Origin of the sequence: Methylobacterium sp. WL6 (genome assembly GCF_008040095.1) — a bacterium.
Taxonomy (GTDB): domain Bacteria; phylum Pseudomonadota; class Alphaproteobacteria; order Rhizobiales; family Beijerinckiaceae; genus Methylobacterium.
The window spans coordinates 1-25150 of sequence record NZ_VRVH01000018.1; the positions used below are offsets into that span (position 1 = coordinate 1).

24 protein-coding genes and 3 pseudogenes are annotated in these 25150 nt (G+C 67.8%); 12 read left to right on the plus strand and 15 right to left on the minus strand.

Annotated features, from left to right (window positions below; translation table 11 throughout):
- Window positions 1–429: pseudogene (locus tag FV230_RS04685) on the minus strand (transposase); the annotation flags it as partial.
- Between the two features lie 194 nt (window positions 430–623).
- Here FV230_RS04685 and FV230_RS04690 point away from each other — a divergent pair.
- From FV230_RS04690 to FV230_RS04700, 3 genes are all read left to right on the plus strand, one after another.
- On the plus strand, window positions 624–1877 hold the full coding sequence (locus FV230_RS04690; protein WP_147841458.1) for an FAD-dependent oxidoreductase: 1254 nt from the start codon (window positions 624–626) through the stop codon (window positions 1875–1877).
- A 143-nt stretch (window positions 1878–2020) separates the two neighbouring features.
- Complete coding sequence (locus tag FV230_RS04695; RefSeq protein ID WP_147841459.1) at window positions 2021–2926, plus strand: SDR family oxidoreductase; 906 nt, start codon at window positions 2021–2023, stop codon at window positions 2924–2926.
- Window positions 2927–3100: 174 nt separating this feature from the next.
- A complete protein-coding gene (locus tag FV230_RS04700) occupies window positions 3101–3799 on the plus strand; it encodes an HAD-IA family hydrolase (RefSeq protein WP_147841460.1) in 699 nt (232 codons plus the stop codon).
- A gap of 720 nt (window positions 3800–4519) precedes the next feature.
- Here the strand turns inward: FV230_RS04700 and FV230_RS04705 are convergent.
- Entirely contained in the window at window positions 4520–5116 is a 597-nt protein-coding gene (locus tag FV230_RS04705) for a hypothetical protein (protein WP_147724767.1), read from the minus strand.
- A gap of 133 nt (window positions 5117–5249) precedes the next feature.
- On the opposite strand from FV230_RS04705, the gene FV230_RS04710 reads away from it, so the two are divergent.
- Both FV230_RS04710 and FV230_RS04715 read left to right on the plus strand, forming a co-directional pair.
- A complete protein-coding gene (locus tag FV230_RS04710) occupies window positions 5250–5720 on the plus strand; it encodes a (2Fe-2S)-binding protein (protein ID WP_147841461.1) in 471 nt (156 codons plus the stop codon).
- A 14-nt stretch (window positions 5721–5734) separates the two neighbouring features.
- Window positions 5735–7957 (plus strand): molybdopterin cofactor-binding domain-containing protein, encoded by a 2223-nt coding sequence (locus FV230_RS04715; protein ID WP_147841462.1) that lies wholly within the window; start codon window positions 5735–5737, stop codon window positions 7955–7957.
- Between the two features lie 675 nt (window positions 7958–8632).
- On the opposite strand, the gene FV230_RS04725 is transcribed toward FV230_RS04715, so the two are convergent.
- From FV230_RS04725 to FV230_RS30520, 6 genes are all read right to left on the minus strand, one after another.
- Window positions 8633–11266 (minus strand): MHYT domain-containing protein, encoded by a 2634-nt coding sequence (locus FV230_RS04725; protein WP_147841463.1) that lies wholly within the window; start codon window positions 11264–11266, stop codon window positions 8633–8635.
- Between the two features lie 116 nt (window positions 11267–11382).
- Window positions 11383–14355, minus strand: a complete 2973-nt coding sequence (locus FV230_RS04730; RefSeq protein ID WP_187275385.1) for a response regulator — start codon at window positions 14353–14355, stop codon at window positions 11383–11385.
- Between the two features lie 194 nt (window positions 14356–14549).
- The gene (locus tag FV230_RS04735) at window positions 14550–14990 is read right to left on the minus strand and encodes a YetF domain-containing protein (protein ID WP_147841465.1); all 441 of its coding nucleotides are present in this window, start codon (window positions 14988–14990) and stop codon (window positions 14550–14552) included.
- A 2-nt stretch (window positions 14991–14992) separates the two neighbouring features.
- Window positions 14993–15487 carry a hypothetical protein gene (locus tag FV230_RS04740; protein WP_147841466.1) on the minus strand — a complete coding sequence of 165 codons (495 nt, stop codon included), beginning with the start codon at window positions 15485–15487 and terminating at the stop codon, window positions 14993–14995.
- A gap of 209 nt (window positions 15488–15696) precedes the next feature.
- Complete coding sequence (locus FV230_RS04745; RefSeq protein ID WP_246694733.1) at window positions 15697–16128, minus strand: hypothetical protein; 432 nt, start codon at window positions 16126–16128, stop codon at window positions 15697–15699.
- Window positions 16129–16862: 734 nt separating this feature from the next.
- Window positions 16863–17237 carry a hypothetical protein gene (locus FV230_RS30520; RefSeq protein WP_246694734.1) on the minus strand — a complete coding sequence of 125 codons (375 nt, stop codon included), beginning with the start codon at window positions 17235–17237 and terminating at the stop codon, window positions 16863–16865.
- Window positions 17238–17274: 37 nt separating this feature from the next.
- On the opposite strand from FV230_RS30520, the gene FV230_RS30525 reads away from it, so the two are divergent.
- Entirely contained in the window at window positions 17275–17412 is a 138-nt protein-coding gene (locus FV230_RS30525; RefSeq protein ID WP_246694735.1) for a hypothetical protein, read from the plus strand.
- A 31-nt stretch (window positions 17413–17443) separates the two neighbouring features.
- The gene (locus FV230_RS30530) at window positions 17444–17605 is read left to right on the plus strand and encodes a flagellin (RefSeq protein ID WP_246694736.1); all 162 of its coding nucleotides are present in this window, start codon (window positions 17444–17446) and stop codon (window positions 17603–17605) included.
- A 181-nt stretch (window positions 17606–17786) separates the two neighbouring features.
- On the opposite strand, the pseudogene FV230_RS30535 reads toward FV230_RS30530, so the two are convergent.
- The 4 genes and pseudogenes from FV230_RS30535 to FV230_RS04775 form a co-directional block, all read right to left on the minus strand.
- Window positions 17787–17924: pseudogene (locus FV230_RS30535) on the minus strand (VIT family protein); the annotation flags it as partial.
- Between the two features lie 61 nt (window positions 17925–17985).
- Window positions 17986–18225 carry a DUF2934 domain-containing protein gene (locus FV230_RS04765; protein ID WP_246694737.1) on the minus strand — a complete coding sequence of 80 codons (240 nt, stop codon included), beginning with the start codon at window positions 18223–18225 and terminating at the stop codon, window positions 17986–17988.
- A 14-nt stretch (window positions 18226–18239) separates the two neighbouring features.
- Window positions 18240–18611 (minus strand): hypothetical protein, encoded by a 372-nt coding sequence (locus FV230_RS04770; protein WP_147841467.1) that lies wholly within the window; start codon window positions 18609–18611, stop codon window positions 18240–18242.
- Between the two features lie 70 nt (window positions 18612–18681).
- Complete coding sequence (locus FV230_RS04775) at window positions 18682–19332, minus strand: BON domain-containing protein (protein ID WP_147724787.1); 651 nt, start codon at window positions 19330–19332, stop codon at window positions 18682–18684.
- A 140-nt stretch (window positions 19333–19472) separates the two neighbouring features.
- Between FV230_RS04775 and FV230_RS04780 the strand changes: the two genes are divergently transcribed.
- Together FV230_RS04780 and FV230_RS04785 are read left to right on the plus strand one after the other, a co-directional pair.
- On the plus strand, window positions 19473–19817 hold the full coding sequence (locus FV230_RS04780) for a hypothetical protein (RefSeq protein ID WP_147841468.1): 345 nt from the start codon (window positions 19473–19475) through the stop codon (window positions 19815–19817).
- 140 nt (window positions 19818–19957) lie between these two features.
- Entirely contained in the window at window positions 19958–20281 is a 324-nt protein-coding gene (locus FV230_RS04785; protein WP_187274699.1) for a cytochrome c, read from the plus strand.
- Window positions 20282–20339: 58 nt separating this feature from the next.
- Here FV230_RS04785 and FV230_RS31335 read toward each other — a convergent pair whose 3' ends face one another.
- Window positions 20340–20522: a hypothetical protein gene (locus tag FV230_RS31335; RefSeq protein WP_348642122.1), complete on the minus strand. Its 183-nt coding sequence runs from the start codon at window positions 20520–20522 to the stop codon at window positions 20340–20342.
- 82 nt (window positions 20523–20604) lie between these two features.
- Window positions 20605–20871 (minus strand): annotated as a pseudogene (locus tag FV230_RS31340) (DUF1003 domain-containing protein); the annotation flags it as partial.
- 364 nt (window positions 20872–21235) lie between these two features.
- Here FV230_RS31340 and FV230_RS04795 point away from each other — a divergent pair.
- Complete coding sequence (locus FV230_RS04795) at window positions 21236–22210, plus strand: universal stress protein (RefSeq protein ID WP_246694738.1); 975 nt, start codon at window positions 21236–21238, stop codon at window positions 22208–22210.
- A 134-nt stretch (window positions 22211–22344) separates the two neighbouring features.
- Window positions 22345–22758 carry a hypothetical protein gene (locus FV230_RS04800; RefSeq protein WP_147841469.1) on the plus strand — a complete coding sequence of 138 codons (414 nt, stop codon included), beginning with the start codon at window positions 22345–22347 and terminating at the stop codon, window positions 22756–22758.
- 201 nt (window positions 22759–22959) lie between these two features.
- Here the strand turns inward: FV230_RS04800 and FV230_RS04805 are convergent, their stop codons facing one another.
- The gene (locus FV230_RS04805; RefSeq protein WP_147841470.1) at window positions 22960–23394 is read right to left on the minus strand and encodes a hypothetical protein; all 435 of its coding nucleotides are present in this window, start codon (window positions 23392–23394) and stop codon (window positions 22960–22962) included.
- 332 nt (window positions 23395–23726) lie between these two features.
- Between FV230_RS04805 and FV230_RS04810 the strand changes: the two genes are divergently transcribed.
- Window positions 23727–25097: an MFS transporter gene (locus FV230_RS04810; RefSeq protein ID WP_147841471.1), complete on the plus strand. Its 1371-nt coding sequence runs from the start codon at window positions 23727–23729 to the stop codon at window positions 25095–25097.
- Window positions 25098–25150 lie beyond the last annotated feature (53 nt).

Consider the following 25150-nt stretch of genomic DNA (forward strand, 5'->3'; position numbering starts at 1 on the left):
AGATCGGCCGTCAGCGCCTCTTCATCATCGCGGCCCCGCGGTACCTTGCGCTGTGTCGAGCGATGCTGTCCGAGCGCCCTGCAGGCACGGCGCTCGGAGACGGTCATCGTCCGCATGATGTGCTCGATACAGGCGCGTCGGCGCGCAGGGCTCGAGACGTCTTCCCCGGGACGCCTCCTGCAGGATCAGCTTGTCCAGCGTCAAATCGGCGATGGCTTTTCGAAGCCGAGCATTCTCGGTCTCAAGACTCTTCATCCGTCGAACTTGATCCGACTTCAGGCCGCCAAACTCACGTCGCCACCGGTAGTATGTCACCGAACTCACACCGAGCGCGCGGATTGCATCGGCCACGCTCTGGCCCTGTGAGATCAGCACGTCTGCCTGACGTAGCTTCGCGACGATCTCCTCGGGCTTCGGGGGCTTTGCCATCTTGTCCGTCCTCCAGGCTCAAAAGCCATACCAAAGGGCGGACCACTTCAATGGGAGCTGACCACGGACGCCCAGGCCGGAGGACGGCGGGGTCGCCGTCTGAAGTTCAATGAGCCGCGGGGTGTGCAGACGACGTTGAGTGCAACCGGCGCAGCTATCTTGGAAGTCGTGTCGGCAGACCTCACCTTGGCCCCATGTGCAGCGCGTTCGACGTCATCATCGTAGGGGGAGGCGCCGCCGGCATCGGTGCCGCCCGGCGGCTCGCGGCACAAGGCTCATCGGCCTTGCTGCTTGAGGCATCTGCACGCCTCGGAGGCCGCGCGTGGACGCAGGACATCGGAGGGTACCCGCTCGACCTCGGGTGCGAATGGCTCCACTCCGGCGATCGAAATGCATGGGTCGGCATCGCCGAGGCATCGGGCTTCCCGGTCGACCGAGGCGAACCGCCATGGGCGAAGGCCCACCCGGGCATCGAGCACGATGAGCACGCACAAGAGGCGGCGCAAAGGGCGTACGGCGACTGGGAAGACCGGCTCCGCATCGTCGCGGCGGGCAGCGACCGGGCCAGCGACGCCCTTCAGCCGGGCGGCCCCTGGAACGCCTACGTGCGGGCCATCGCCGGCTTCATGAGCGGCATGGCGCCCGAGCAGATCTCCGCGACCGATTACCTCGCCTACGACGATGCCTCGACGGGCCGGAACTGGCATCTGCCGTCCGGCCACGGCACGTTGGTCGCTGCCAGCCTGCCGTCCACGACGACGCTGCGGCTCGCCACCCCCGCCGACCGGATCGACCTGACGACGGACGGCGTCGCCGTGACCACCCGCGCCGGCACCATCCGCGCCGGGGCCGCCATCCTCACGATCTCGACCGCGGTCCTGGCCGGCGACGCGATCCGCCTTCCCGCCGGGACCGAACCCTGGCGCGAGGCGGCCGCCGCCCTGCCGCTGGGCCGCAACGAAAAGATCTTCCTGGAGATCGGGCATAACGTAGCGTTCGAGCCGGACTCGCATGCCTACGGCAACCTGCACGACCCAAGGTCGGCTGCCTACTCGATCCGACCGAACGGATGGCCGGTGATCGAGGCGTTCCTCGGGGGCGACGGCGCCCGTATCGTGGCGGAGGGGGGCCCGGCCGCCGGCTTCGCCCACGTGTCGGCCGAACTGGCCGCCCTGTTCGGCAGTGACGTGGCGTCGGCCATCCGTCCCCTCGCGGCGACGTCCTGGAGCCGGATGGCGTCCATCGGTGGGGCGTATAGTTGCGCCCTGCCGGGCCGATCCAATGCGCGGGCGCGGCTGGCCCGGCCATTCGAGGACCGCCTGTTCTTCGCCGGCGAGGCGACGCATCCTTTCGACTTCACCACTGCACACGGAGCCCACGACAGCGGGATACGGGCCGCCGACGAGGCCTTGGCGGCGCTCGGGGACAGGCGGGGCGAAGCGGCCTAGGCGAGGTCCCGGAGGCGTCCGCATGGCCGCAGGGGCCGGAACATCCGGGGGCGGGGCCGATTTCCGAAGTTCCCGGACAGCATCACCCGACACGCGCGCCGCACGGGCTGTCCCGTACGAAGCCGGCGCGCCAGGACAACCCCATGACCGACGCCTCCGACCACCGCCTCACGATGCAGGACCCGCGCACCCAATACCCGCAGCCGCCGTTCAAGCGGCAACCGCAGGAGGCGCCGGGCCTCGCCGGCGCGATGGACCCGAAGCCGGACCACGGCGAGACCAGCTACCGGGGCCACGGCCGCCTCGCCGGCCGGAAGGCCCTGGTGACCGGCGCCGATTCGGGCATCGGGCGCGCGGCCGCCATCGCCTTCGCCCGCGAGGGCGCGGACGTGGCGCTCAGCTTCGTCGAGGCCGAGATGCCGGACGCCCGGGCGGTGGCGAAGCTCATCGAGGCGGAGGGCCGCAAGGCGGTGCTGCTGCCCGGCGACATCACCGACAAGGCGTTCTGCGACACCCTGGTGCACAAGGCCGTGGTCGAGCTCGGCGGTCTCGACATCCTCGTCAACAACGCCGGCAAGCAGACCAACCAGACGGACATCGGCGACATCACGGACGAGCAGTTCGACCGGACGCTGAAGACCAACCTCTACGCGATGTTCTGGATCACCAAGGCGGCGATGCCCCTGTTGCCGGCCGGCGCGTCCATCATCAACACGGCCTCGGTCGTGGCCTACAACCCACCCAAGATCCTGGTTGACTACGCCACCACCAAGGCCGGCATCATCGCGTTCACGAAGGCGCTGGCCAAGCAGTCCATCGAAAAAGGCATCCGCGTGAATGCGGTGGCGCCCGGCCCGTTCTGGACCGCGCTGCAGCCCTCGGGCGGGCAGCCGCAGGAGGCGGTCGAGAAGTTCGGATCTGAGGTGCCGCTCGGCCGCCCCGGCCAGCCGGTGGAACTCGCGCCGGTCTACGTCTTCCTGGCCAGCCAGGAGGCGAGCTACGTCACCGGCGAGGTCTACGGCGCGACGGGTGGCAACGGCACCGCGTGAATTCGCCGAACCGGCGGGAAAACCGCTTCCCGCCGGCTGTCATGCTTGGCACTGCCTGTTCGAGACAAACGTGGCATTCGCCCGAGCCGTACGCGCGCTACAGATCTTCGAGGGGGTGGACGCCAGGCGTTGCAGGCGGGGATACTCTACTTGGCTCGCCCGGTGGGACCGATCATGCTGCAGCTTCAACCGATGCCGAAGGTCATCACCTTCGATTGCTACGGCACCTTGGTCCGGTGGCATGACGCCGTCCGGTCGGCGGCCCACGCGATCCTTGCCCGTCGCCTCCCGGAAGCCGATGCGCAGGAGCAAGCGGCCATCCTGGCCGATCGATTGCGAGAGGCTGCGGTAGAGCGGCAGAAGCGTCCGCAATTCCGCGACTACAAGTCGATCCTGCGATCCGCCCTAGCCGAGGCCCTCGCCGATGCCGGCCATACGGCCAAGCCCGAGGACGGCGACACGTTGCTGAAGGTCCTGGGACGTATCGAGCCGCACCCCGAGGTTCCCGCGGCGCTCGACCGTCTCCGCGCACGCTACCGGCTGGCGGTCATCAGCAACACGGACGACGACCTGATCGCAGGCACCGTCGCGGCCATCGGAGTGCCGCTCGACTTCGTCGTCACGGCCGAGCAGGCCCATGCCTATAAGCCCGATCACGGGCTCTTCCTACACGCCTACAAGACCATGGGCGTGCGGAAAGAGGAAACCATCCATGTCGGCATGGGGCAGTTCACCGACCTCAAGGTCTGCCACGAGCTCGGAATCCGCTCCGTGTGGATCGACCGGGTGGGCGAACCGCCGAACCTTGCATGGCCACCGCATGCGTCGCTCAAGGATCTCTCGCGCCTGCCGGACCTGCTCTCGCCGGAGTGAGCGAACGCCGCGAGGAACCTGATGCCCTAAGATGATGCTCAGCCAGTTCGGCACGGCGATCCGAAGCGGACGTTCCGCATCCCACCCGTCTGAAACGCTCAGACAGGCGGTCTGCGGCGGCCGATGCTGGCCGAAAGCCGCTGATCCGCTTCAAAGTAGGTTCGCCGCAAACGTCGACGTTCTCTGCAGCGAACCTCGACCACAACGCTCATGCAGGAATAGGCTGCATCGCCCCCCGCTGCCAACCACAGTCGGCTCTGCTCGTCGGGCTTGATGAAGCGCACCGTGCGCGTCCGAGCCGACCTGTGGCCGGCGATGGTAGCCGGAAGTTTCCATCAGTCATTCAACAGCCGCTACGCGCTAGCCGAGGCGCCGATCATGCTCGCCCGCATGAGGAAAAACGAGCCTCTCGGAAAGATCGTTCTAAGCGTCTGACGCACCGTCCTGAGCGTCGGCCTCAAACGAGCCGGTCCAGCGCGCGGCGGCCGCTTCACGACTGGATCGCGCCGTTTCGCCGGGAGATCGCGGATGCCCCGTTGCCCGGCCGGCAGGATGCGGCGGCCGACGTGCGCGGATTGGAACAGGGCGCTCCAGCCTTCACCACCGTATTCAACGCATGGGGTAGAGTGTCGAGAACTGCGCGGCATGAGAATCTGAGATCGAGGCAGGGGGCGCCCATGGATCAACGCGTTGCCATAACAGCGGGCCGCGTACTCCGGACTATGGCTTTTGGCTGGGCGGCAGGATCATCGCGGTGTCTGGGTCGGAGACGTCGCCCTCCTGTTGCTGATCGAGCGAGAGCTTGGCCGCGAGGTCCGGCTCCTGTCCGTTCGCCAACTCCTGCGCAGCCGCAACTTCCTTATCACGTGCCTGCTCCGCCGTGAGCTCGCCGCGCACCACCGCCCGGGCCAGGTTCAGGCTCAGGACGTTCTCGGCCTCGCTAGCGCCGTATGCGGTGAGCGTGCCTCGCGTCCGGTCCGGAATGACGCTGCCGTTGAAGGTGGCGACCGCGCTGAAGAAGTTGAGCGGGACTTTGTAGGGCAAGCTCTGCTCCAGCACGTCGTTGTGCTTGGCCGGGAAATCGTGCTCGGCTCCCATCTTGTGCACCACCGTCCGGATCCAAGGCCCGTTGCGGTGCCAGATCAGCAGCGTCGCCGTCTGCTCCTGGGGTGCGCCGTACTTGTCAGCAACGGCTTCAGCGGCCTTGCGGGACGGCTCGGGCCAATCCTGCGCGAGGCGCTCGGCGGCCCCTGCGGGGCCCGCGGACAGCGCGAGGACGAGAGCGAGGATGCATCGGCTGCGGTTCTGCGAGGGCATGCGCTTCCCTGACGGCGCCGGGGGCAGCACGGCTTCCTGCAGCGAATTGGAATCGCTGTCACGCCGCCGCGTTGCTCCGGGTCTACGGCGGGTATAGGCCGAGCACCCGAGAATGGTTCCAGGGAGATGCCCGATGGTGCAGCTGATGTCGCTGGACGTGAATGGGCGCGTGGCGCCCGTGAGCGTGGACGACCCCGATACGCCGCTCCTCTACGTGCTACGCGATGATCTCGGCCTGCACGGGCCGCGCTTCGGCTGCGGGCTGGGCCAGTGCGGCGCCTGCACGGTGCATGTCGATGGGCAGGCGGTGCGCTCCTGCATCACCCCGGTCTCGAGCCTAAGGGCGGGGGCCAAGATCGTGACGCTCGAAGGGCTCGGCAGCCTGGACAAGCCGCACCCGGTGCAGGCGGCCTTCATCGTCGAGCAGGCGGCGCAATGCGGCTACTGCATCAATGGCATGATCATGCAGTCGGCTGCCCTGCTCAACGAGACGCCGAAGCCCAACGAGACCGCGATCCGGCAGGCGCTCGCCCAGAATCTCTGCCGGTGCGGCACCCATCAGCGGATCGTGCGCGCCGTCCAGCGCGCGGCCGGCACACTCTGACAGAGGTTGTTGTCATGACCGCACCCGCCCTCTCCCGCCGCAGCCTGCTCCTCCAGGGCGGCGCCCTCGTGGTCGGCTTCTCGCTGTCCGGCCGCGGCGCCAGCGCCCAGAGCTTCGCGCCGGTCGCCACCAACGGCTTCGCGAAGCCCGTCGCCCCGGACCGCGTCGACAGCTTCCTGGCGCTCGGCGCCGACGGTCACGCCACGATCTTCTCCGGCAAGGTGGATCTCGGCACCGGGGTCGAGACCGCCCTGACGCAGATCGCGGCTGAGGAACTCGACCTGCCGCTCGACCGCGTGACCGTCGTCCAGGGCGATACGGCGCTGACGCCGGATCAGGGACCGACCTACGGGAGCCTCTCGATCCAGAAGGGCGGCGTCGAAATCCGGCAGGCGGCGGCGACGGCCCGCGCGCACCTCGTGCAGATGGCCAGCGAGCGCCTCGGCGTACCGGCCGACGAGCTGGTGAGCGAGAACGGCACCGTCCGGCCGAAAGCTGGCGGCCAGAGCCTCTCCTACGCCGACCTCGTGAAGGATGGGCGCCTCGACCTCAAGGTAGATCCGGCGGTCAAGACGAAGGATCCGGCTCAGTTCGCCCTCGTCGGCAAGCCGGTGGCGCGGGTCGACATACCCGAGAAGATGACCGGCCGCTTCACCTACATGCAGGATTATCGCGTGCCCGGCATGGTGCATGCGCGGGTGGTCCGTCCCCCAACCATCGGGGCGGATCTGCAGGGCGTGGATGAGGCCTCGGTCGCGGACATCCCAGGACTGATCAAGGTCGTGCGCCAGGGTAACTTCCTGGCCATCGTCACCGAGAAGGAGTGGGCGGCCGTGAAGGCCGCAAAGCAGCTGAAGGCGACGTGGTCGGAATGGGAAGGCCTGCCCGAGCAGGGCAAGCTCTGGCAGCACGTGCGCGCCACGAAGGTCACCAAGGACGACGTCACGAGCAGCACGGGCGATGCCGAGGCGGCGCTCGGACAGGCGGCCCGGAAGCTCGAAGCGACGTACGACTTCGCCATCCATACCCACGGCTCGATCGGGCCGTCCTGCGCCATCGCAGAGCTGAAGGACGGGTTCCTGACCTGCTGGACGGCCTCGCAGATGACGCACGCCCTGCGCAAGCAGCTCGCGGCGATGACCGGCCTCGCGCCGGAGGCGGTGCGCTGCATCTACGTCGAGGGCTCGGGCTGCTACGGCCGCAACGGTCACGAGGACGCGGCGGGCGACGCCGCCCTTCTCGCCCGCGCGGTCGGCCGCCCAGTGAGGGTCCAGTGGTCGCGCGCCGACGAGCACGGCTGGGATCCGAAAGGACCGCCGACCCTGATCGACCTGAAGGCCGGGCTCGACCCGCAGGGCAACGTCACCGCCTGGTCCTCCCAGTTCCACATCCCGGAGGGGGCGGCCGGTAACGTGCCGCTGGTGGCGGCCTCGCTGGCCGATCTGCCGCACGAGACTACGATGGCGCCGGGCAACATCATCGGCAACTCGGCGCTGCCCTACGCCTTTCCGAACGTGCGCACGGTCTGCCACCGGCTGGCCTCGACGCCGTTCCGGCCCTCCTGGATCCGCACCCCCGGGCGGATGCAGAACACCTACGCCAACGAGGCCTTCCTCGACGAGTGCGCGGCGGCAGCCGGCGCCGACCCGCTGGAGTACCGCCTGCGGGCGCTGAAGGATCCGCGCGGCATTGAGGTGCTGAAGCGGCTTGCCGAACTCGCCATGTGGCGGGCGCGCCCCTCGCCGGTGAAAGACGCCGCGGGCGACGTGCTGCGCGGCCGCGGGATCTCCTACGTGAAGTACGAACTCAATCGCACCTACGTAGCGGGCGTGGCCGAGGTCGAAGTGAATCGCAGCACCGGGCAGGTGCGCGTGCCGCGCTTCTTCGTGGTCCAGGATTGCGGGCAGATCATCAACCCCGACGGCGTGCGCAACCAGCTCGACGGCAATGTCATCCAGACCGTCAGCCGGGTACTGCTGGAGGAGGTCACCTTCGATCGCGGTGCCGTGACGAGCCTCGACTGGTCGAGCTACCCGATCCTGACCTTCCCGGACGTGCCCGAGGTCGTGATCGACCTGATCGACCGGCCAACCGAGAAGCCGTGGGGCGCCGGCGAGCCGTCCGCCGCCATCGTGCCGGCGGCGGTCTCGAATGCAGTCTTCGACGCGACCGGCGTACGCGTGCGGTCCGTGCCGTTCACCCCGGCCAAGGTGAAGGCGGCTCTGCAGGGGGCCTGAAACGCGAGCAGGCAGGATCGTCGGGGCGTGGCGCCGGTGCCGCGGCGCGGGCCCGGATCGCGGTCGGCCGGCCGCGCCGCGGACACCGGGTGGTGCCTCGGCCGCCGGGATCGACGCAGCTTGATCGAGGCGGCTGGCATGGGCCGGCCCGTGCCGGGGTCCGGTCCGGCACCCTTTGACCGCACCGTGGCGGCGCTCGAACATCTGCTGCTTTACGTTCGTCCCGTACGCCGTTGGACGCCGGCTCCTCGACGGCGGCCGGACAAGGATGGAGCTGTTGGGGGCCTACCCTAACATCGCGAGCGGACCGCCTGCCTATGCCGACGAGGCGAGAAGACACTCCCACCGACCCTGCCGAAGGCGCTTCACGCTGCCCTCCGACATTAAAGTGCTTAGATATTGCTAGGCTGTGAGGCGTGGTATCGGATCCGCAAAGCCCCACAGCGCTCGTTGCAGGTTTACCCGGAAGCGGACGTTCCGCATCCAACTCCACACGGATGCAAAAAGGGATCTAGGAGGCACCCGACAGTGGATATTCTCTGCGTCATTTCAGTGATCTGGGTCAGTTAATCTTGCTCACTGGCAGGCGGTTCGTAGGATGAAGGATTGTTGCGGCGATCCATGACCTCATGGTTTAACTGAAAAACTCTAGGGACGGCAGATCGATCGGATATTCTAGGCCGACTTGCTGGTCTGACGGTTGTCGAGCTTGCGCAATTCGGTGGCGATGTCCTGGAGACTGGAATCACCCTTGCGCAAAACGCGATCGGCTTCTGATAACCGGTCCCGCTCCTCGGCCGTGACGTCCCGGGCGCTGAGGACCACTACCGGCACGTCGGCGCAACCCGGCAATCTTCGCAAGCGGTCAAGGAACGAGAACCCGTCCATCACCGGCATGGTGAGATCGAGAAGGACGAGGCGCGGCACGCCAAGCCCGACCTGCTCGAGCGCCTCGCGGCCGTCGCCGGCCTCGCGGACGCTCCAGCCGTTGCGTTCAAGGGCGGTCCGTAGGCGGTGCCGCATGTCCGCGTCGTCATCGACCACGAGGACGTCGCCGTCCGCTGCCCGGAACTGATCCAGGATCGTCCGGAGGCGCGCCCAGTCCACCGGCTTCGGCACCGCCTCGATGGCACCGAGCGAGGCGCTGAGCGTCGCGTCGGCAACGAAGCTCACCATCACCACCGGGATGCCGGCAGTCTCAGGATCCGACTTGAGAGCGGCGAGCACCGACCAGCCGTCCATCTCGGGCATCATGACGTCGAGGAGGATGGCGCGGGGCTTGAGCGACTGGGCGAGGTTGAGGCCGGTGCGCCCGTCCGCCGCCGTGCGCACGGAAAAGCGCTGGCGTTCGAGGAAGCGGGTCATGAGCTCGCGCTGGGATGCCTCGTCGTCGATCACCAGCACCAAGTCATCCATGCGTTCGCCGTTCTCCGGTACGGCATCCGGCGCGACATCGACCGTCCGGTCCGGTGCCACCGCCGGCACGCGCAGGGTGAAGCTCGTTCCCTCGCCCTCGACGCTCGTCACGGAGATGTCGCCGCCGAGCAACTGGGCGAAGGCGCGGCTTAGAGCCAATCCAAGACCGGTGCCGCCATAGTTGCGTGTGGTGCTCTCGTCGGCCTGCGTGAAGCGCTCGAACAGGCGCCCGACCTGCTCCGGGTTCATGCCGATGCCCGTATCCCGCACCGTGAACTGGAGCCAGCCGCCGCGGATACCCGCCTCGCGCCCGGCTTCCAGCGTGATGGTGCCGCCCTCGGTGAACTTGGCGGCGTTCGAGAGCAGGTTGAACAGGCACTGGCGCAGCTTCACCGCGTCCGTTCGGGCTCGGCCGACGCCATCGGCCACGTCGAGCACGAGGACGTTTCCCTTCTTTCCGACGAGCGCCTCGACGGTGGCGGCCGCGTCCGTGACGAAGGCGGCGACGTCGATGTCCTCGGGGTAGAGCTCCATCTTCTCCGCCTCGACCTTCGACAGGTCGAGCACGTCGTTGATCAGGCCGAGGAGGTGCTGGGCGTTCGATTTGATTTTTCCGAGATCCTTGAGGAGGCTCTCCTGACCGAGCTCCTCCGCCTCTTCCTCGAGCATCTCGGAGTAGCCGATTACGGCCGAAAGCGGCGTGCGCAGCTCATGGCTCATGTTGGCCAGGAACCGGCTCTTCGCCCGGCTGTGCTCCTCGGCCGCGTCCCGCGCCTCCTTGAGCGCCACCTCGAACGCGTGCCGCTCGGTGATGTCCTCATGGACGCCCACCCACTCCCGGATCGCGTCGTCGGCATCGCGCACCGGCACTGCCCTTGCCACGTAGCGGCGCCAGCCCGCCTGGGCGGTGCGCACGCGATGCTCGACCGTGTAAGGGGCCTCGGCTCGCAATGCGTCGGTCCAGGTCGCGATCGTCGCCGGGAGATCCTCGGGATGGATCGCCTTCGCCCAGCCCGCGCCCATGTACTGCTCTGGGGTGTGCCCGGTGATCTCCGCCCACCCTGCTTGCTCCTCGACGAAATGCCCGGCGGCGTCGGTCGTCCACATCACGCCGTTGACGGCCCTGACGGCGGATCGGAAGCGCGCCTCGCTGACGTGCAGGCGTCGCTGCACCCGACGCTGGTCGAGCGAGGAAGCGATCATCGCCAGGAACAGGATGAGGAAGGTAACGCCGGCGACCGCCAGGGCGAGGTCGCGTTGGCCCGCCGCCAGGGTGGCTACGTGGGCCGCATGGGCGCCGCTCTCCTGCGCGGTGAAGGTCGCCGCGGCCATCCCGGTGTAGTGCATCCCAGCGACTGCAAGCCCCATCACGCAGGCGGCGGCGAGTTTCTGCCAGGGCCGATTGCGGCGGAAGGTAAGCCACAGGGCTGCGGTCGCAGCCGTGACCGCGATGGCGACCGAGACCGCCACCACAGCCGGGTTGTAGGCAAGGTTGCCCGGCACGCGCATCGCCGCCATGCCGGTGTAGTGCATCGCCGCCACGCCAAGGCCCATGAGCGGGCCCGCGACCAGCAACGAGCCCGCACCCGTTCCCCGGCGTGCAACCCAGGCAAAGGCGCCGGCCGTGACACCCACCGCGATCAGCAGTGACAGGACCGTCAGTCCGAGATCGTAGGCCGCCGCCATTCCCATCTCGAAGGCGAGCATGCCGACGAAGTGCATCGACCAGATGCCACCGCCCATCGCCACCGCCGCGCCAGCGCCCCAGGCCCAGCGCGCACCGGCGTCCGGACGCCGGACGCGGGCACCGAGGTCCAGCGCCGCATAGGACGCGAACACCGCGATGACGATGGACAGCGTGACGAGTAGCGGGTTGTATCCGGTATGGGCCATAGGATGTCCGGTGGGGGCACGGGGTCCGTAGCACCGAAAGGCAGCGTTCCTGGGACAATCTTTCGGCCCGGAAGCGCAAGACCTTGCGAGCCGTCAGCGCGATGGCTCTCGGAGGATCAGGCCGGGCTTGGCGAAACCACCGAACGTAGTAGCCTAGTGAGGTCGTCGAGACCGACCTGGCCCTTTCTGAGGACCTTGTCGGCCCGTCCGGCCAGACGCCGCCGGTCGTTCACGTCGACGTCCTTGGCCGTCAGCACGACGACCGGGATCGAACCCCATTCCGGCTTGGCCCGCAGGGTGGCGAGGAACGCGAAGCCATCCATCTCCGGCATCATCAAATCGAGAAGGATGAGGCAGGGTTGCACTGTCGCGACGACCCCGAGCCCGACCTTGCCGTTCTCGGCCGTGACGACCCGCCAGCCATCCCGGGTGAGGTGGGTCGACATACGATCCCGTGTGTCGGCATCGTCATCGATGACCAGTAGCGGGCCTTCGTGGTCCCGGGGTCGGAAGCGGTCCATCACCCCCTGAAGCTCGTCCCAGTCCACCGGCTTCTGCAGGTAGTCGGTGGCTCCGAGGGAGAAGGCTAGGTTCTGCTCGTCCAGCACTGTGACCATGACTACGGGGGTGTTGCCGAGTTCTGGATCTCCCCTGAGTTCTCGTAATACCGACCAGCCGTCCAGCTGCGGCATGGTCACGTCGAGCAGGATAACCCGGGGCCTCAGGGTCCGCGCAATCTCCAGGCCCTCCCGCCCGTCGACGGCGGCGACGGCCTTGAACCCGTCGCGTTCGAGGAAGCGGGTGAGGAGATCACGCGGCGCCGGATCATCATCGACGACAAGGACGACGTCCTTGCCGCACACATCGTCGGATAGAGGCATCCCGACATCCGCTTCCATTGCCGGCTGGTCGTTGGTGCCAGCGATGCGGGCCGGGACCGAGATGGTGAAGGTGGTTCCTCGACCCTCCTCGCTCGCCACCTTGATATCGCCGCCCAGCATGGATGCGAACGCCTGGGTGATGGACAGCCCGAGGCCGGTGCCGCCAAACTTCCGCGTCGTCGAGGCATCCGCTTGGGTGAAGCGCTCGAACAGGCGCGCCTGCTGGTCCGGGCTCATGCCGATCCCGGTGTCGCTCACCTGGAAGGTCAGCCAACTCTCACCGTCGCGTTCGCCCCGTTCGGCCTTCAGGGCGATCCGGCCACCTTCCGTGAACTTGGCGGCGTTGCTCAAGAGGTTGATCAGGCACTGGCGCAGTTTGGTCACGTCGGAACGCGCTTCGCCGAGGTCATCGGCGAGGTCCAGCGTGAGGACGTTCACTTTTGCGGCGACGAGGGATTCGATCGTCGAGGCGACGTCGCGGACGATCGCGTCGATGGCGAAGTCCTCGACGTAGGTCTCCATCCGCTCCGCCTCGATCTTCGACAGGTCGAGCACGTCATTAATGAGGCCGAGGAGGTGGCGCGCGTTCGCCTCGATCTTGCGCATGTCGGGAAGCAGGTCGTCGTGGCCGCCGTCCTCCATCTCCTCCTGCAGCATCTCCGAGTAGCCGATCACTGCCGAGAGCGGGGTGCGCAGCTCATGGCTCATGTTGGCGAGGAACTCGCTTTTGGCCCGGTTTGCCTCCTCGGCAGCCTCCTTGGCGGCGGCCAACTGGAGCTCGCTCCGCTTGCGCCCGTCGATGTCAGTGACGACGACGACGGCACCGACGCGGTGACCATCAACGTCGAGCATCTGCGCCGCCGAGAACCCGACCCAGGCACGGCTGCCGTCGCCGCGGCGGTAGTCGATTTCAAGATCCGCGCGCGACTCGCCGGCATGCACCACGCGGTCGAGGGGCCAATCCCCGGGCTCGACCTGGCATCCGTCAGAATGGAACCCGACCCAGCGGTCCTTCCGGTCGGCGGACGTATCTGAGACCACATCATGCCCGAGGATCACGGTGGCCCGGGCGTTGTGCCCGACGATGCGGCCCGTCGGAGCCTCGGCGATCAGGACACCGACGGGCAGCGTCTCCATCACCGTGCGGAGGGTGGCCTCGCCGGCCCGCATCCCACGGCGCGCCTCCGCCTCGCCCGCTTCCGCCAACCCGGCCGGAATGGTGCCGGCGAACAGGGTGGCGACGTGGAGGTCGAGGCCGGTGAAGGCATCGGGACGACTGGACTGTAGCTTCAGGACACCGACGGCGGCGTCCCCACGGAGGATCGGGACACAGACTGCCGAGCGTGCGTTGAGCGGGCCGACGAGGTCGCGGCGGACGCGAGGGTCAACGAGGAGGTCCGGACACAGCACCGGCTTGGCGGTCGCCAAGCAATGGCCCGAGAGGCTGCCGTCGATGGGGATGCGCAGCCCGACGTGGGGTTCGAGCGCACCGCGTGCCGAGCGATAGACGAGGTCGTCGCCCTCACGGAGCTCGATCACTGCGCCCTCGGCTTGGCAGACCGCCGCCATGACACCGCCGACGAGGGTATCGAGGATCACGCCACGGTCCCCTGCCGCCCGAGTCACGCTGGCCTGGGCGGCGATCAGGGCATTCTGCTGCGCGATCAACGCCGCCTGGCCGGAAAGCAGTCCCTCGCGCTCGGCGACCGAGCGGCGCAGTTCCATCTGGGACATGACTTGCCCGGCGAGCGCGCGTAGGGCTACCGCCTGCCGATCCGTGAGGCCCTCCGGGCGGGGCGCGAGGTCGATCACGCACAGGCTGCCGAGACGCTCGCCGTCGGCCGCCTCCAGCGGCGCCCCGGCGTAGAAGCGCAGGTACGGTTCGCCCGTGACGAGGGGATTGTCTCTGGTACGGGAGTCCAGCGACAGGTCGGCGATTACGAGCAGGTCCGGGGAGCCGAGGACATGCGCGCAGACCGACTTGTCCAGGGAGGTCTCGCAAGGCGCGAAGCCCGACCGCGCCTTGAACCATTGGCGGTCGCCGGCGACCAGGCTGACCAGGGCGACCGGGACAGAGCAGGTCATTCGGGCCAGCTCGACGATGTCGTCGAACCCTTTCTCGGGGGGCGTATCGAGGATGCCGTACCCTCGGAGTGCGTCCAGGCGACGGGCATCGCCGACTTCGGGTGGGAGCGTATCGTCGGTCATGTGCGGCTCGCTCATGGGAACGGATGGGCTCGCCGACGCAAGGCCGTGGGATGACGCGATGCGGTGTTCGGGTGCCCTCGACAACACGGTGACCGTGCGGTGGTTGCCCGCCCGTCTCGGTCACGTCTTCGAGTGGTCCCTGATTGGCGTCTGTTCCGGAGCGACGGGTCACGCCCTGGGGCAGCCGCCGGGGATCAGTCCCTCTCGATGACCGAGACCTTCCCATCCCGCTCGACGATGGCAACGGCGACCTGATCCATGTCATCGAGGCCCTGTTGGCGGGCGGCGGTGCGCACGTCGGCCTGCTGCATCCGCAGGCGCCGCATCTGGGTCTCGTCCCAGTCGCCGTCTCGGTAGACGACGATGGGCGTGCCGTCGCAGATACGCTCGAACCAGACGTAGCGCAGCTTCAGCCACGAGACGGCCACGTGCATGAGGCCGACGGTGAAGATCGCGCTCATCGCGCCGACGAACGACTTGTCGTCGCCGAGCACCGCGCTGACGCTCATACCGCCGAACAGGAACAGCACCACCATGTCGATGGGGGCCTGCTGGCTCGCGGTCCGGCGTCCGATGAGGCGGATGACGAAGAGAACGACGAGGTAGGCGGCCGCGGCCTTGAAGACGGTGCTCATGCCTACGGCACCGAATACTGCGACCAGGGCAGGGTCTCGCCTGCATCCAGCCGTGCCCAGAGATGGATGCTGCCGCGGAAGCCGGGCGAGCCCGCGAACAGGATGGTGACGCGTTCCTGACCCTTCACGACGGGGAACTCCATGCGGATGCTGTCGGCGCCGGCTTCCCAGACAGAAGGACGCGGGATGATGCTCTCCAACCCAAAATGATCGGCCAGCCCCTTTGCCATGGTCACGGCGACCTTATCGCCGCCGGGCGGGACGCGGGTGTCGAACTGGACCTTGGTCGGGGCACCGAAGCGGACCACCGGCTCGTAGCGGAGCTTGATCGAGGCATCGGCGTTGGCAGCCTCGCGCTCGCTGAACAGCCCCTGCCCGAACGTTCCGAGGACGGAGGCGCCCACGAATGCGACCATGGCCCAACGGCCGATGATCTCGGCACGCCGCCAACGTCCCTCGAACGCCGGGTAGAAGCCGCGCGCGATCTCCTCGCGCATCGGCGGGTCGGGATGGATGACGTCCAAGATATTTTCCTTGGGCAGGGATCTGGGCGGAACCGCCCGGGACGGGAGCCAAGTCGTCGGACCTGCCGTTGGCTCCCTGCAGGTGCGGCGTTATCTGGGATGACGCGGGAACGTGATCGCTCCTTCGGATCGGCAAACCGGATCACGACCGCCGGATTGCGGCTGCGATCCGGCTCGGTCTCTCAGGCGGCGAGCGGTTTGGCCGTCCGAATCTTCCCATAGAGCTCGACGTGGATCTCGTGTCGAATGCCGTCCTTGGCGCCTACGATCTCGAAGTGCTTCGGCTTGCGTTGAGGCTCTCCCTCGACGGCGTAGCCCTCGGCCTTGACCGCCGCGAGGACCGCCGCCGGATCGGCCGGGGTCTGGTTCGCCTTTTCCGTGTGAAGCTTCCGCGGCCACGCGATCTCGCAGACGGTGCCGTCCTTGAGGGTGATGAGCGTCACTTTGATTTCCGAGGGCTTGGGCTCGCCCGTGATCGTAACTGTGTCGCCATGGGCGATTGCGATGACCTCGGCGCCCTTCGGCCCAAGGTCGGCGAGGATGCGTCCTTCCTTGCCATCGATGGCGAAGCGGTGGCCGAAGACGGCCCAGACGGTGCCGGTGATGGTCTGCATGTCGTTCATGTCGAGTCTTCCTCGGGTGTCGTTTGCCGGCCTGGGCCACGGGATGCCCGGTGTACCTGGACGGGGCCAGTTCCTGGCGATGCCGGTGGAGACTGGCATCGGCCCCTGTCGGGGTTGACGGCTCTCTAGGGCCAGGGTTCGAACTCATCCTGAACCGCGCCGTTCAGCCTCCGTTAAGCGCCGGCGACCCGGCCCGACCGCTCATCGGATCGGGATTGTCATCTCGAAACGGAGTCCGCTGGCGTCGATGGTCCGGCGGAAGCACCCCTGCAGGCTCAGCTCGATGATTTGCCTTGCGTGAACAGTGCCCGCCCCTGTGTGCCGATTGCCGATGAGAACTTGCTGGCGACCTAATCGGCGGGCGGAACCGGGTCTTGATTTTGATATGCCCCGCAAAAGTCAGTCAGAGGGCTTGCGAGAAGGACCATCGCGTTCGCTCGTCCTGAGCGGAGGCAACAAATGTTGCCAACGGGCCGTGCTCGACGACTACGCCGCGGTCGGTGAAATAGATCTGTCGGCTACACCACCGTCAGCTTTTCCGGCGGACTCTGTCAGAAACGGACCAGCGTCTTACGGCCAAAACCTGCCAAATGTCGAACGTCCGCCTCTGAAGTTTGACGCTCAAAAGCAGACTGGCAGAAAACCACCCACCCCGGACGTTGGCCTCTACCTCAACAGCCCGGAAGCGGACCTTCCGAAGGTCGCCAAAGGGTCAAGAGTTCGCGTCAGGATTGATCGGTGGAGCAGCAGCAGTGAAGCCGAGCCACCGCCTCCGTCGACAGCAGCGGCCAGCTCGACGTCGTCGGCACCGGCTCGGACGCGATCACCCTGGCCGCCGGCCTGACCACGGCCGGCAAGTTCACCGCCGACACCACGGAGACCGGAAAGCTCACCGGCGGGGCGGCGTTCACCACGGCCAGCGGCATCTCGGCCCAGCGCTCGGCCCTGATCGACCAGTTCAACAACCTCGGCACGCAGGTCGACCAGGCGGCCAAGGATGCCGGCTTCAACGGCACCAACCTTCTGGCCGGCGACAACCTGACCATCGCCTTCAACGAGAAGACCGGCTCGGCTCGATCCAAGCTCAGCGCCCAGGGCACCGCCCTGTCGGCGGCCGGCCTCGGGCTCGGCAGCTTCGTGGATTCGGCGACTGCCCAGGGCGGGGCGAACTTCGGCGTGCAGAACAACGCCGACCTCGCCAAGGCGTCGGACGCGCTGACCAACGCGCTGACCAGCCTGAAGTCGCTGAGCTCGACCCTGGGCTCGAACCTCTAGGGTTCAGACGCGGCAGGACTTCACCAAGCAGATGGTCGACGGGCTCGACACCGGAGCGGCGAACCTCACGGATGCGGACATGAACGAGGAGGCCGCGCGCTCGCAGGCGCTGTCGACGCGCCAGTCCCTAGCGATCTCGGCGCTGTCGCTGGCCAACGCCGCCAACCAGGGCATCCTCCAGCTCCTGCGCTGAGCCGGGACTGGCCGGCGCGGCCGTGCCGTCGCGCCGGCTGCCACGTGAGAGGGCGCCCAGGCGGTCGGGGGGGCGCAACATACGACGGTGCGCCGATACCGGCGATCTCGTGGGTTATGACGTCGCCATCACCGTCGTAGGACTCCATGCGACGTCCGGAGGCCCGACCGTGTGCTCGCACGCCCGAGGCAGCTGAGGAAGCGGCCACGCCAATAATAAGGCCCGCCGTGGAGACGAGCCCGACATCGGCACCGAGCACGGCGGCACGCAGCCAGCCGATGCGGTTGACGAGATGGTTTTCCATATGGATTGCGCGCATCGGCTTCAGGGTCTCTCGAGGGGGACGCTCGCCTTTGTCCGGGAGTTCGAGGGTCGGGGGTTCAGCAACAGCAATCGGACCCCGACCCACTCTTCACGAAGTCCCCGTCGGGGAGCACCGGCTTACCGGTCTTCTCGCCCTCAAGCTCGCATTCGGCCTGGAGCCAGAATTCGACCTCGTAGCCATGAGGGCGGCCACGCATGTTCCAGAGCTCAAAGGCTCTGAGACGGATGTCGCCTTCGGTCTGCGTCGTATCGGTGGGCATGCTCTGGTCCTCGCGATGGTCGGGATCGATGGTCATGGGCACCGCCACGCCTATGCCGGAGGCGTCTCCGGCGATGCCCTGTGCAAGGCGGCATGACGCTTACTCATCGCTCCCTGGATCAGGGTCGCGATGGCGTAGCCCATGGCGCCGACGGCCAGGGCGGTTGCCAAGGGCAATGTCAGGCCGCGCTCCTCCCGTCCCGGATGTCCGCCGCGGCTCGACCGTTCGGCCCTGCGGATGCCAGCCCGTCCGCGGTCGAGGGTATCCTGTGCCAGATGGGTCGCCCGCTTGGCGACGTCTTCAACGGCGTCGCTCGCGCGCCAGAAGATCTCGTCGGCGGCACCCTCGATGCGGCGGCCTCCATCGGTGCCGTTATCCTCGTCGTCCGTGGACTGGCGATGCTCGTTGTGGGGCTTCGTCATGGTCGATTTCCTTTTTTGGAGGTCGGAATCCCTGCCGGGCCCACGAGGACCGGCAGGGGCTTCGCGTCGCTCAGACGACGCTGATGCGGTTCTCGACCGCGGTGGTGCCAGGGGAGGCCCACGCGGCCCCCATCGCCTCCCTGCGCTCCTGCATGGTGCGCACGGTCCCGCCGAGGTAGACGGTCCCGCCATCCGCCTTGACGGTCACGGTCTTCGGATCGAACAGCCAAGAGCGATCCAGCGCCTCGCTGATGCTGTCGCTGACGGCCTCGACGTCGACCTGGGGCTTGACCACGATCCGGTTGTTCACGGCGACGACACCGGACAACTGCCGAAGCTCGCGCTCGGCGACCTCGGACTGGAAGCGATGGTCGACGTCGCCGGTCAGGATGACGGTCCCCTTCGAGACCTTCACCATGACGCGATCCGGAGGGACGGCGACGTTCCAGGCGAGACGGGCGATGGCGGTCGCGGCGATGTCCTCGTCGGACCGCTTGCGGGCGTAGGGCACCACGACCTCGATCTCCTGCACGAGGGCCCTGACGCCCCTGACGCGGCATGCGGCGGCCTCGGCAGCGATCTTCTCGTCGTAGGTCCCCACCTGACCGGACAGGGCGACCACGCCGTCCCTGGCCGTGACGCCGATCTCCGAGGAGGTCACCGCCGGATCCCAGATGAGTTCGGCCGTGACGCGGTGTTGCAGGCTGGTGTCGTGGGACATGACGGTCTCCTTGGGGGCTGCCGGGATCGCCGATGCGCGGAAGGGCTCGGCGACCCCGCCCGATGCGAGGCTGTCCGGCGACGACGTCGAAACGCGTCCCGGCATCCGGTGAACGCTAGGTGGCGGAACCGGAGCAGTCCTTGATCCAGCGCAAGGATCAGGCATCACCGGAATTGTTCATGACCGAACGAGCGGCTCGGGCGGCGAGCACGGGTCCACCGAGAACACCGGGGTTGATCTCGATCAAAGACCGGGCCCGACAACGCGGCCATCCCTGGGTCGTGGTCGGCCGTAACAGGGCGCGACCGGAAATCAGGGGTCCATCGGTCATGAGCACGTACGTCGCATCGTTGACCAATGTCGCCGTCACGCGAGCGACGCCGACTGCGGCATCGCTCGATCCATTGACGGAGAGCCTGCGGATGCTGGGGGTCGCCGTCCTCGGATCGGCAACCGCCGTCTGCCTGATGTGGCCCGTATCCTGAGCGACGTCCCGGTCGCCGCCCTATCGTCGAGCCGACCCGCCGCCTGGACCTTCCGCGTCGATGGGGGCCTGCCGGCCTCGCTTCTCGGATGCGTCCGGCGCGAGGCGCGTCATGGCATCAGCCGAACCCGGAGCCATCCCATGTCCATTCGCCTTCCCGTATCCGCGCTGCTCATGACCGGCCTCCTACAGGTCGCGGCGGCGGCCACGGATGGACAGGTCCAACGTGGCAAGACCTTCGTCGGCGCGAACTGCGCCACCTGCCATGCCGTCGGCCGGATCGGGGAAAGCCCCCTGGCCGTCGCACCCGCATTCCGGGAACTCCATACGAAGTATCCGGTCGAGGACCTCGGCGAGGCCCTGGCGGAGGGTATCACCACGGGGCATCCGACCATGCCCCAGTTCGAGCTCGAGCCCGACCAGATCACGGACGTGTTGGCCTACCTGAAGTCCCTGGAGCAATGACCGTCCTGCCATGGAGGCTTCCAACCTGCATCCCTAGGAAGCGGACATCGAAAACCCGTCAGGGACGCCTCGCCTTCTCGGCGCCGGCACCGACCGCCTTGGCGATGGCCTCGATCCGCGTCGACTGGTCGGCCAGCATGCCCTCGAGACGCGCCATCCGGATGCGATCGAGCTTGTCGTGCGAGGCCATGATCTCGACCTCCGCCTTCAGGTTGATCTCGTAGTCGAGACCGGCCGCCATGCGATCCCGCGCCGCCCGGCGGGTTCTGCGACATGAGGATCACCGGCGCCTGAAGAGCGGCGACCATCGACAGGATCAGATTCAGGAAGATGTAGGGGTAGGGGTCGAAGGCGCCGGCGCGGGCCAGGACGACGGTGTTCACGACGACCCACGCGACGAGCATTCCCGTGAAGACCAGGATGAAGCCCCACGAGCCACCCAACTGGGCGACGCGGTCCCCGAGGCGCTCGCCGAAGGTCTGGTGCTCGACGACGACGCGGTTCACGTCCCGGGACACGTACCGCCGCTTGGCGATATGAAGGATCACCCGCCGCTCGCGTTCGGAAAGCCCTTCCAATCCGGCTTCCATCAACTGCCGGGCCAGCTGGGTGACCGCACCGTCGACCGGCGGCTTACCGCCGTCATCGGCATTTCGCGGGAGGGATCATGCCGCTCGTCGGGGCGTGCTCGGTCATCAGTGGCCCAGGAAGCTGCAGACGGGGCAACGGCGCAGGACATCCCGGGTGACGCCGCGAGGACGGCCTCCCGCAAGCGCCCATGACCGTAGGCTCCCATGACGATCAGGTTGGTTGCGCCCTCGGACGCCAGGTCGAGCAGGGCTTCCGGGTCGCCTGCGAGATCGACGGACACCATGATGCTCGCGAATGTCATGGACGGGACGGCTCGCTCGGCTGCGGGAAACCGGACGATGCCCGTCCGCCGAGGTGCCGGCTTTGACCCAACGCAAGGGCGGGGCCGGAAATCGTACCGGGCCATCGTCGGCGGACGACGATGCCTGGCCTTTCGCCGCCCGGAACGGGTTTGCGCTGGATCAACGATGGATGCCCGGCGAACCGGCATGGTCCTCCCGTCTTCAGGGGAGGTCCACCATGTCGTATGCCAGCATCATCGTCGCCGTGGATCCCGGGGAGCGGACGGCTCCGCGGATCGGTGTGGCCGCGCATCTCGCGCGACGGCTCGATGCACGCCTCATCGGCGTCGCGGCCTGGGCACCGGACTACCCGCGGGGGTTCGGGGAGACGTCCGTGCCGACCGGATACGGGATCGAGGACCTCCGCCAGAAAGCCTTCGGTGAGTTGCACCGGGCGGAAGAGACTTTCCGTCTTGCGGCCCGGCCGGCGGAGCGGATCGAGTGGCGTTCCGAGCTCAGGGAAACGCTCACGTTCCTCGCGGAGCAGTCGCGGGCGGCCGATCTCGTCGTGGTCGGGCGTCAGGGGAAGAACGACCTGCCGCATCACGCGGCCGCCGTCGGACCCGGTGACGCACTGATGACGGTGGGCCGGCCGATCCTCGTCGTGCCGCACGGCGTGGAGCGACTGTCGGCGACCCGCGTGGTGGTGGCCTGGAAGGACACCCCGCAGGGCCGGAGGGCGATCTCCGATGCGATGCCGTTCCTGACGCTCGCCGAACAGGTCCAGGTCGTCCAGGTCGCGGAGGGCACCGACCGGACCGAGTTGGAGGACGTCGTCGCCTATCTCGGCCTGCACGGCGTCAAGGCCGTGGGGGTTCTCAAGGTCCCGAAGGCTGGCGGGACGGCCGAGACCCTGCTCGACGCCGCAGAGATGTTCGGGGCGGACCTGATCGTCAGCGGAGCCTTCGGGTACAGTCGCCTGCGGGAATGGTTCTTCGGCGGCGTGACGCGCACCCTCCTCGACCACAGCCCTGTCTGTTGCCTGATGTCTCACTGAACGCCATCCGGTGGATCGACGTCCGGCGAGGTCGTTGATCCACCGCAAGGACGATGCCGGCCCGGCATCTACGGTGATCCCCGCGCCTGCACGGTCGACGCCCCGCGTTCGACCACGGCGAGAAGGAATTCGAGATGACCTGTCCCCGCGCCGTCGAGGCCCTGACCAAGCAGCGTGACCGTCTCGTCGAGGTGCTCCGCCTGATCGACGACGGGCGGTGGTGGACCGGGGACGACGCCTGCCGGATCGACGAGGACGAGGTCTGCCTGCAGGCCGACGGGATCGGGGCCGCCCTCGACGTGGTCGAGCGTCTCGCCGGCGAGATGGCTGCGGAGGACGGCACCGGCACCGGGTCGCAGCTGGCTCCGAAGGCGACGCATGCCGTCTCGACACCGGGACATCATGTTCACGAAGGCCGCGCCGCGCCGGAAGGCCTCGGTCCGTTCTCTCGGGGCCAGGTCGGTCCCCTGCAAGACGAGATTCATCCGTCGGGAGGATACGAGCAGCGGGCCCGGCGGCTTTCCGGCGACGTCCCGAAGCTGGCCTGATCAATAATAAGCGCCGCACCCTGGGCCATCTCGCCGTGGCGATCCGACGGGAGCCGGAGGATACTCGGGACCGGATCGCGGGTGTCATCCGCGAGGTCGCGGAACGCCTCGAACGGGACCTCCCGACCGAACAGGCTGACCCGAAGGCGTATCCGGCTCGGTTCGGGCGGAGGCGCGTCGCGGCTCGCAGGGAAAGCCCCTTCATCGCGTGAGGAATGCCGGTACCTGACGTCCGATTTCCCTCAGGGCATGCGCTGTCGATCGTCCTTTCGTGAGCGACCGACGGTACTTCGAGGTGGTCCGGACGATGTCGAGGGCGGCGACGACCGCGATACCAACACCGAGGACGAACGGCATCGAGATCGCGGGCTCGGCCATCGGCGGTCGACTGACGGCGCCCATTGGTAGGAGAGCCCGTTGAAGCATCCAGGGCGAGACGGCGACCCAGGCACCCAGCACACTGGATGCCCACCGCGTCCAGGGCTCTGGTTCGGGCCCGTCGAGGAAGGCCAAGCCCATGACGGCAAACCCGCATGCGAAGGCGTTCAGTGCGGCGGGGGAGTTCCCGGTCTCCAAGAACAGGAACGGAGTGAGGACCACGAGCGCCCCCAGCACCGCCGAGATGCCGTCGAGCATGGCCCCGACGTCGCTCCCATCGTCCGGGAACCTTCGAGTTCTCCCGCCCATGTCACCCGTTCCTCGTGGGCCGATCACGGTCGCGAGCGAGGTCCGCCCATCGAGGTGCCAGCTGGGAACGAGCCTACGGCGGGAACGCGGGCGGTATCCTTGATCCAGCGCAAGGCTTCGTCCCGAGCCCCGATCTAGGGTCTTCGCGTCCCCCTCGTTCGCTCGCAGGACGCGTCCCCGCACCAGGAGCTCTCGATGTCGCGAACGACCATGGAAGAACGTGCTTTCCGGGCGGGCATCACGAAACCGCGGTCAGCCGCGAATGCCGGAGAGATCTCGAAATGGTGGACGCGGCAATCGCCAAAGGCGATCCAAAAGACCTCTCGGTGGCGCTGCCTGCAGGTGGACGATCCGATCCTTCGCCGCCGGCCGAGCTCAAGCTCCTGTTCCTCCTTTCCTGGGTGCTCTGCGCGGTCTTCTACTTCTTCCAGTACGCGGTGCGGTCTGCGCCCGGGGTGATGCAGGCGGAACTGACCTCGGCCTGGGGTGCCAATCACATCGGGACGATGATCTCGGCCTATTACGTCGCCTACGCGGTGATGGCCCTGGTCGCAGGCGTCCTGCTGGACCGGTACGGCGCCCACCGGACCATCCCGTACGGCATCGCCGTCGTCGGCCTCGGATGTCTCGTGTTCGCGCAGGGCAGCGAGGCGGCCGGCATGATCGGCTTCGTGCTTCAGGCGACCGGGGCGATCTTCGCCTTCGTCGGTTCGTCCTACGTGGCGGCCCGGTACCTGCCGACGCGCATGCTGGCGCTGTTCATCGGCCTCACGCAATGCCTGGGCATGGCCGGCGCGGCGTTCGGATCGAAGCCCGTCCACATGGCCATCGACCCGGCCGGCGGCTTCAACGTCCCCTGGCAGCATGTCTGGGTCACCTTCGCCGCGATGGGCTTTGTCTTGGCCCTCGCGACTTGGTTCGTGATGCCGCGCGAGACCGGCGACAGCCCGAGCCACCATGCCGAGTTCTCGGTCTCCGCCCTGCTCCATCCGTTCAAGGTTATCTTCGGTAATCCGCAGAGCTGGCTCGCCGGCATCGTCGGGGGCCTTCTGTTCCTGCCCACCACCATCGGTGCCCTGGTCTGGGCCACGTCGTTCCTCCATGCCGGCGAGAACCTGTCGATGGCGGACGCCGCGTCGGACGCGGCCATGGTGCCCATCGGCTGGGTCCTCGGGTGTCCGCTCCTCGGATACGTCTCGGACAGGCTCGGCCGGCGTAAGCCGGTGCTGCTGGGCGGCGCCCTGCTGATGCTCGCCGCGGGCCTGACGGCCATCTACGTCCCGGTGGGCACGCTGCCGCGCTACTCCGTGGCCCTCGTCCTCGGCATCGCGTCCGGGGCGGCGATGATCCCCTTCTCGATGATGAAGGAGACAAACCCGTCGGAGGTGAAGGGCACCGCGGCCGGGGTGATGAACTTCCTCGTCTTCGTGACGACGGGGATCATGTCGCCGTTCATCTCGCACCTGATGCAACCGCGGCAGGGCGTCCCCTTGACCCTGGCTGACTTCCAGACCGCCTTCCTGCCCCTGGTGGGCGGCGTCGTCCTGGCCTTGGTCCTCGCCCTGTTCCTCCGGGAGACCGGCACGGCCGAGCAGGGACCCCTCGCGCAGGACGGCACGAAGCCTTTCGTCTCAGTCCTGGCGCCCGCCTGAGCGGCTTCGACCCAAATGCCTTCTCCTCGAACGCCCTCACGCCCAAGGATGAC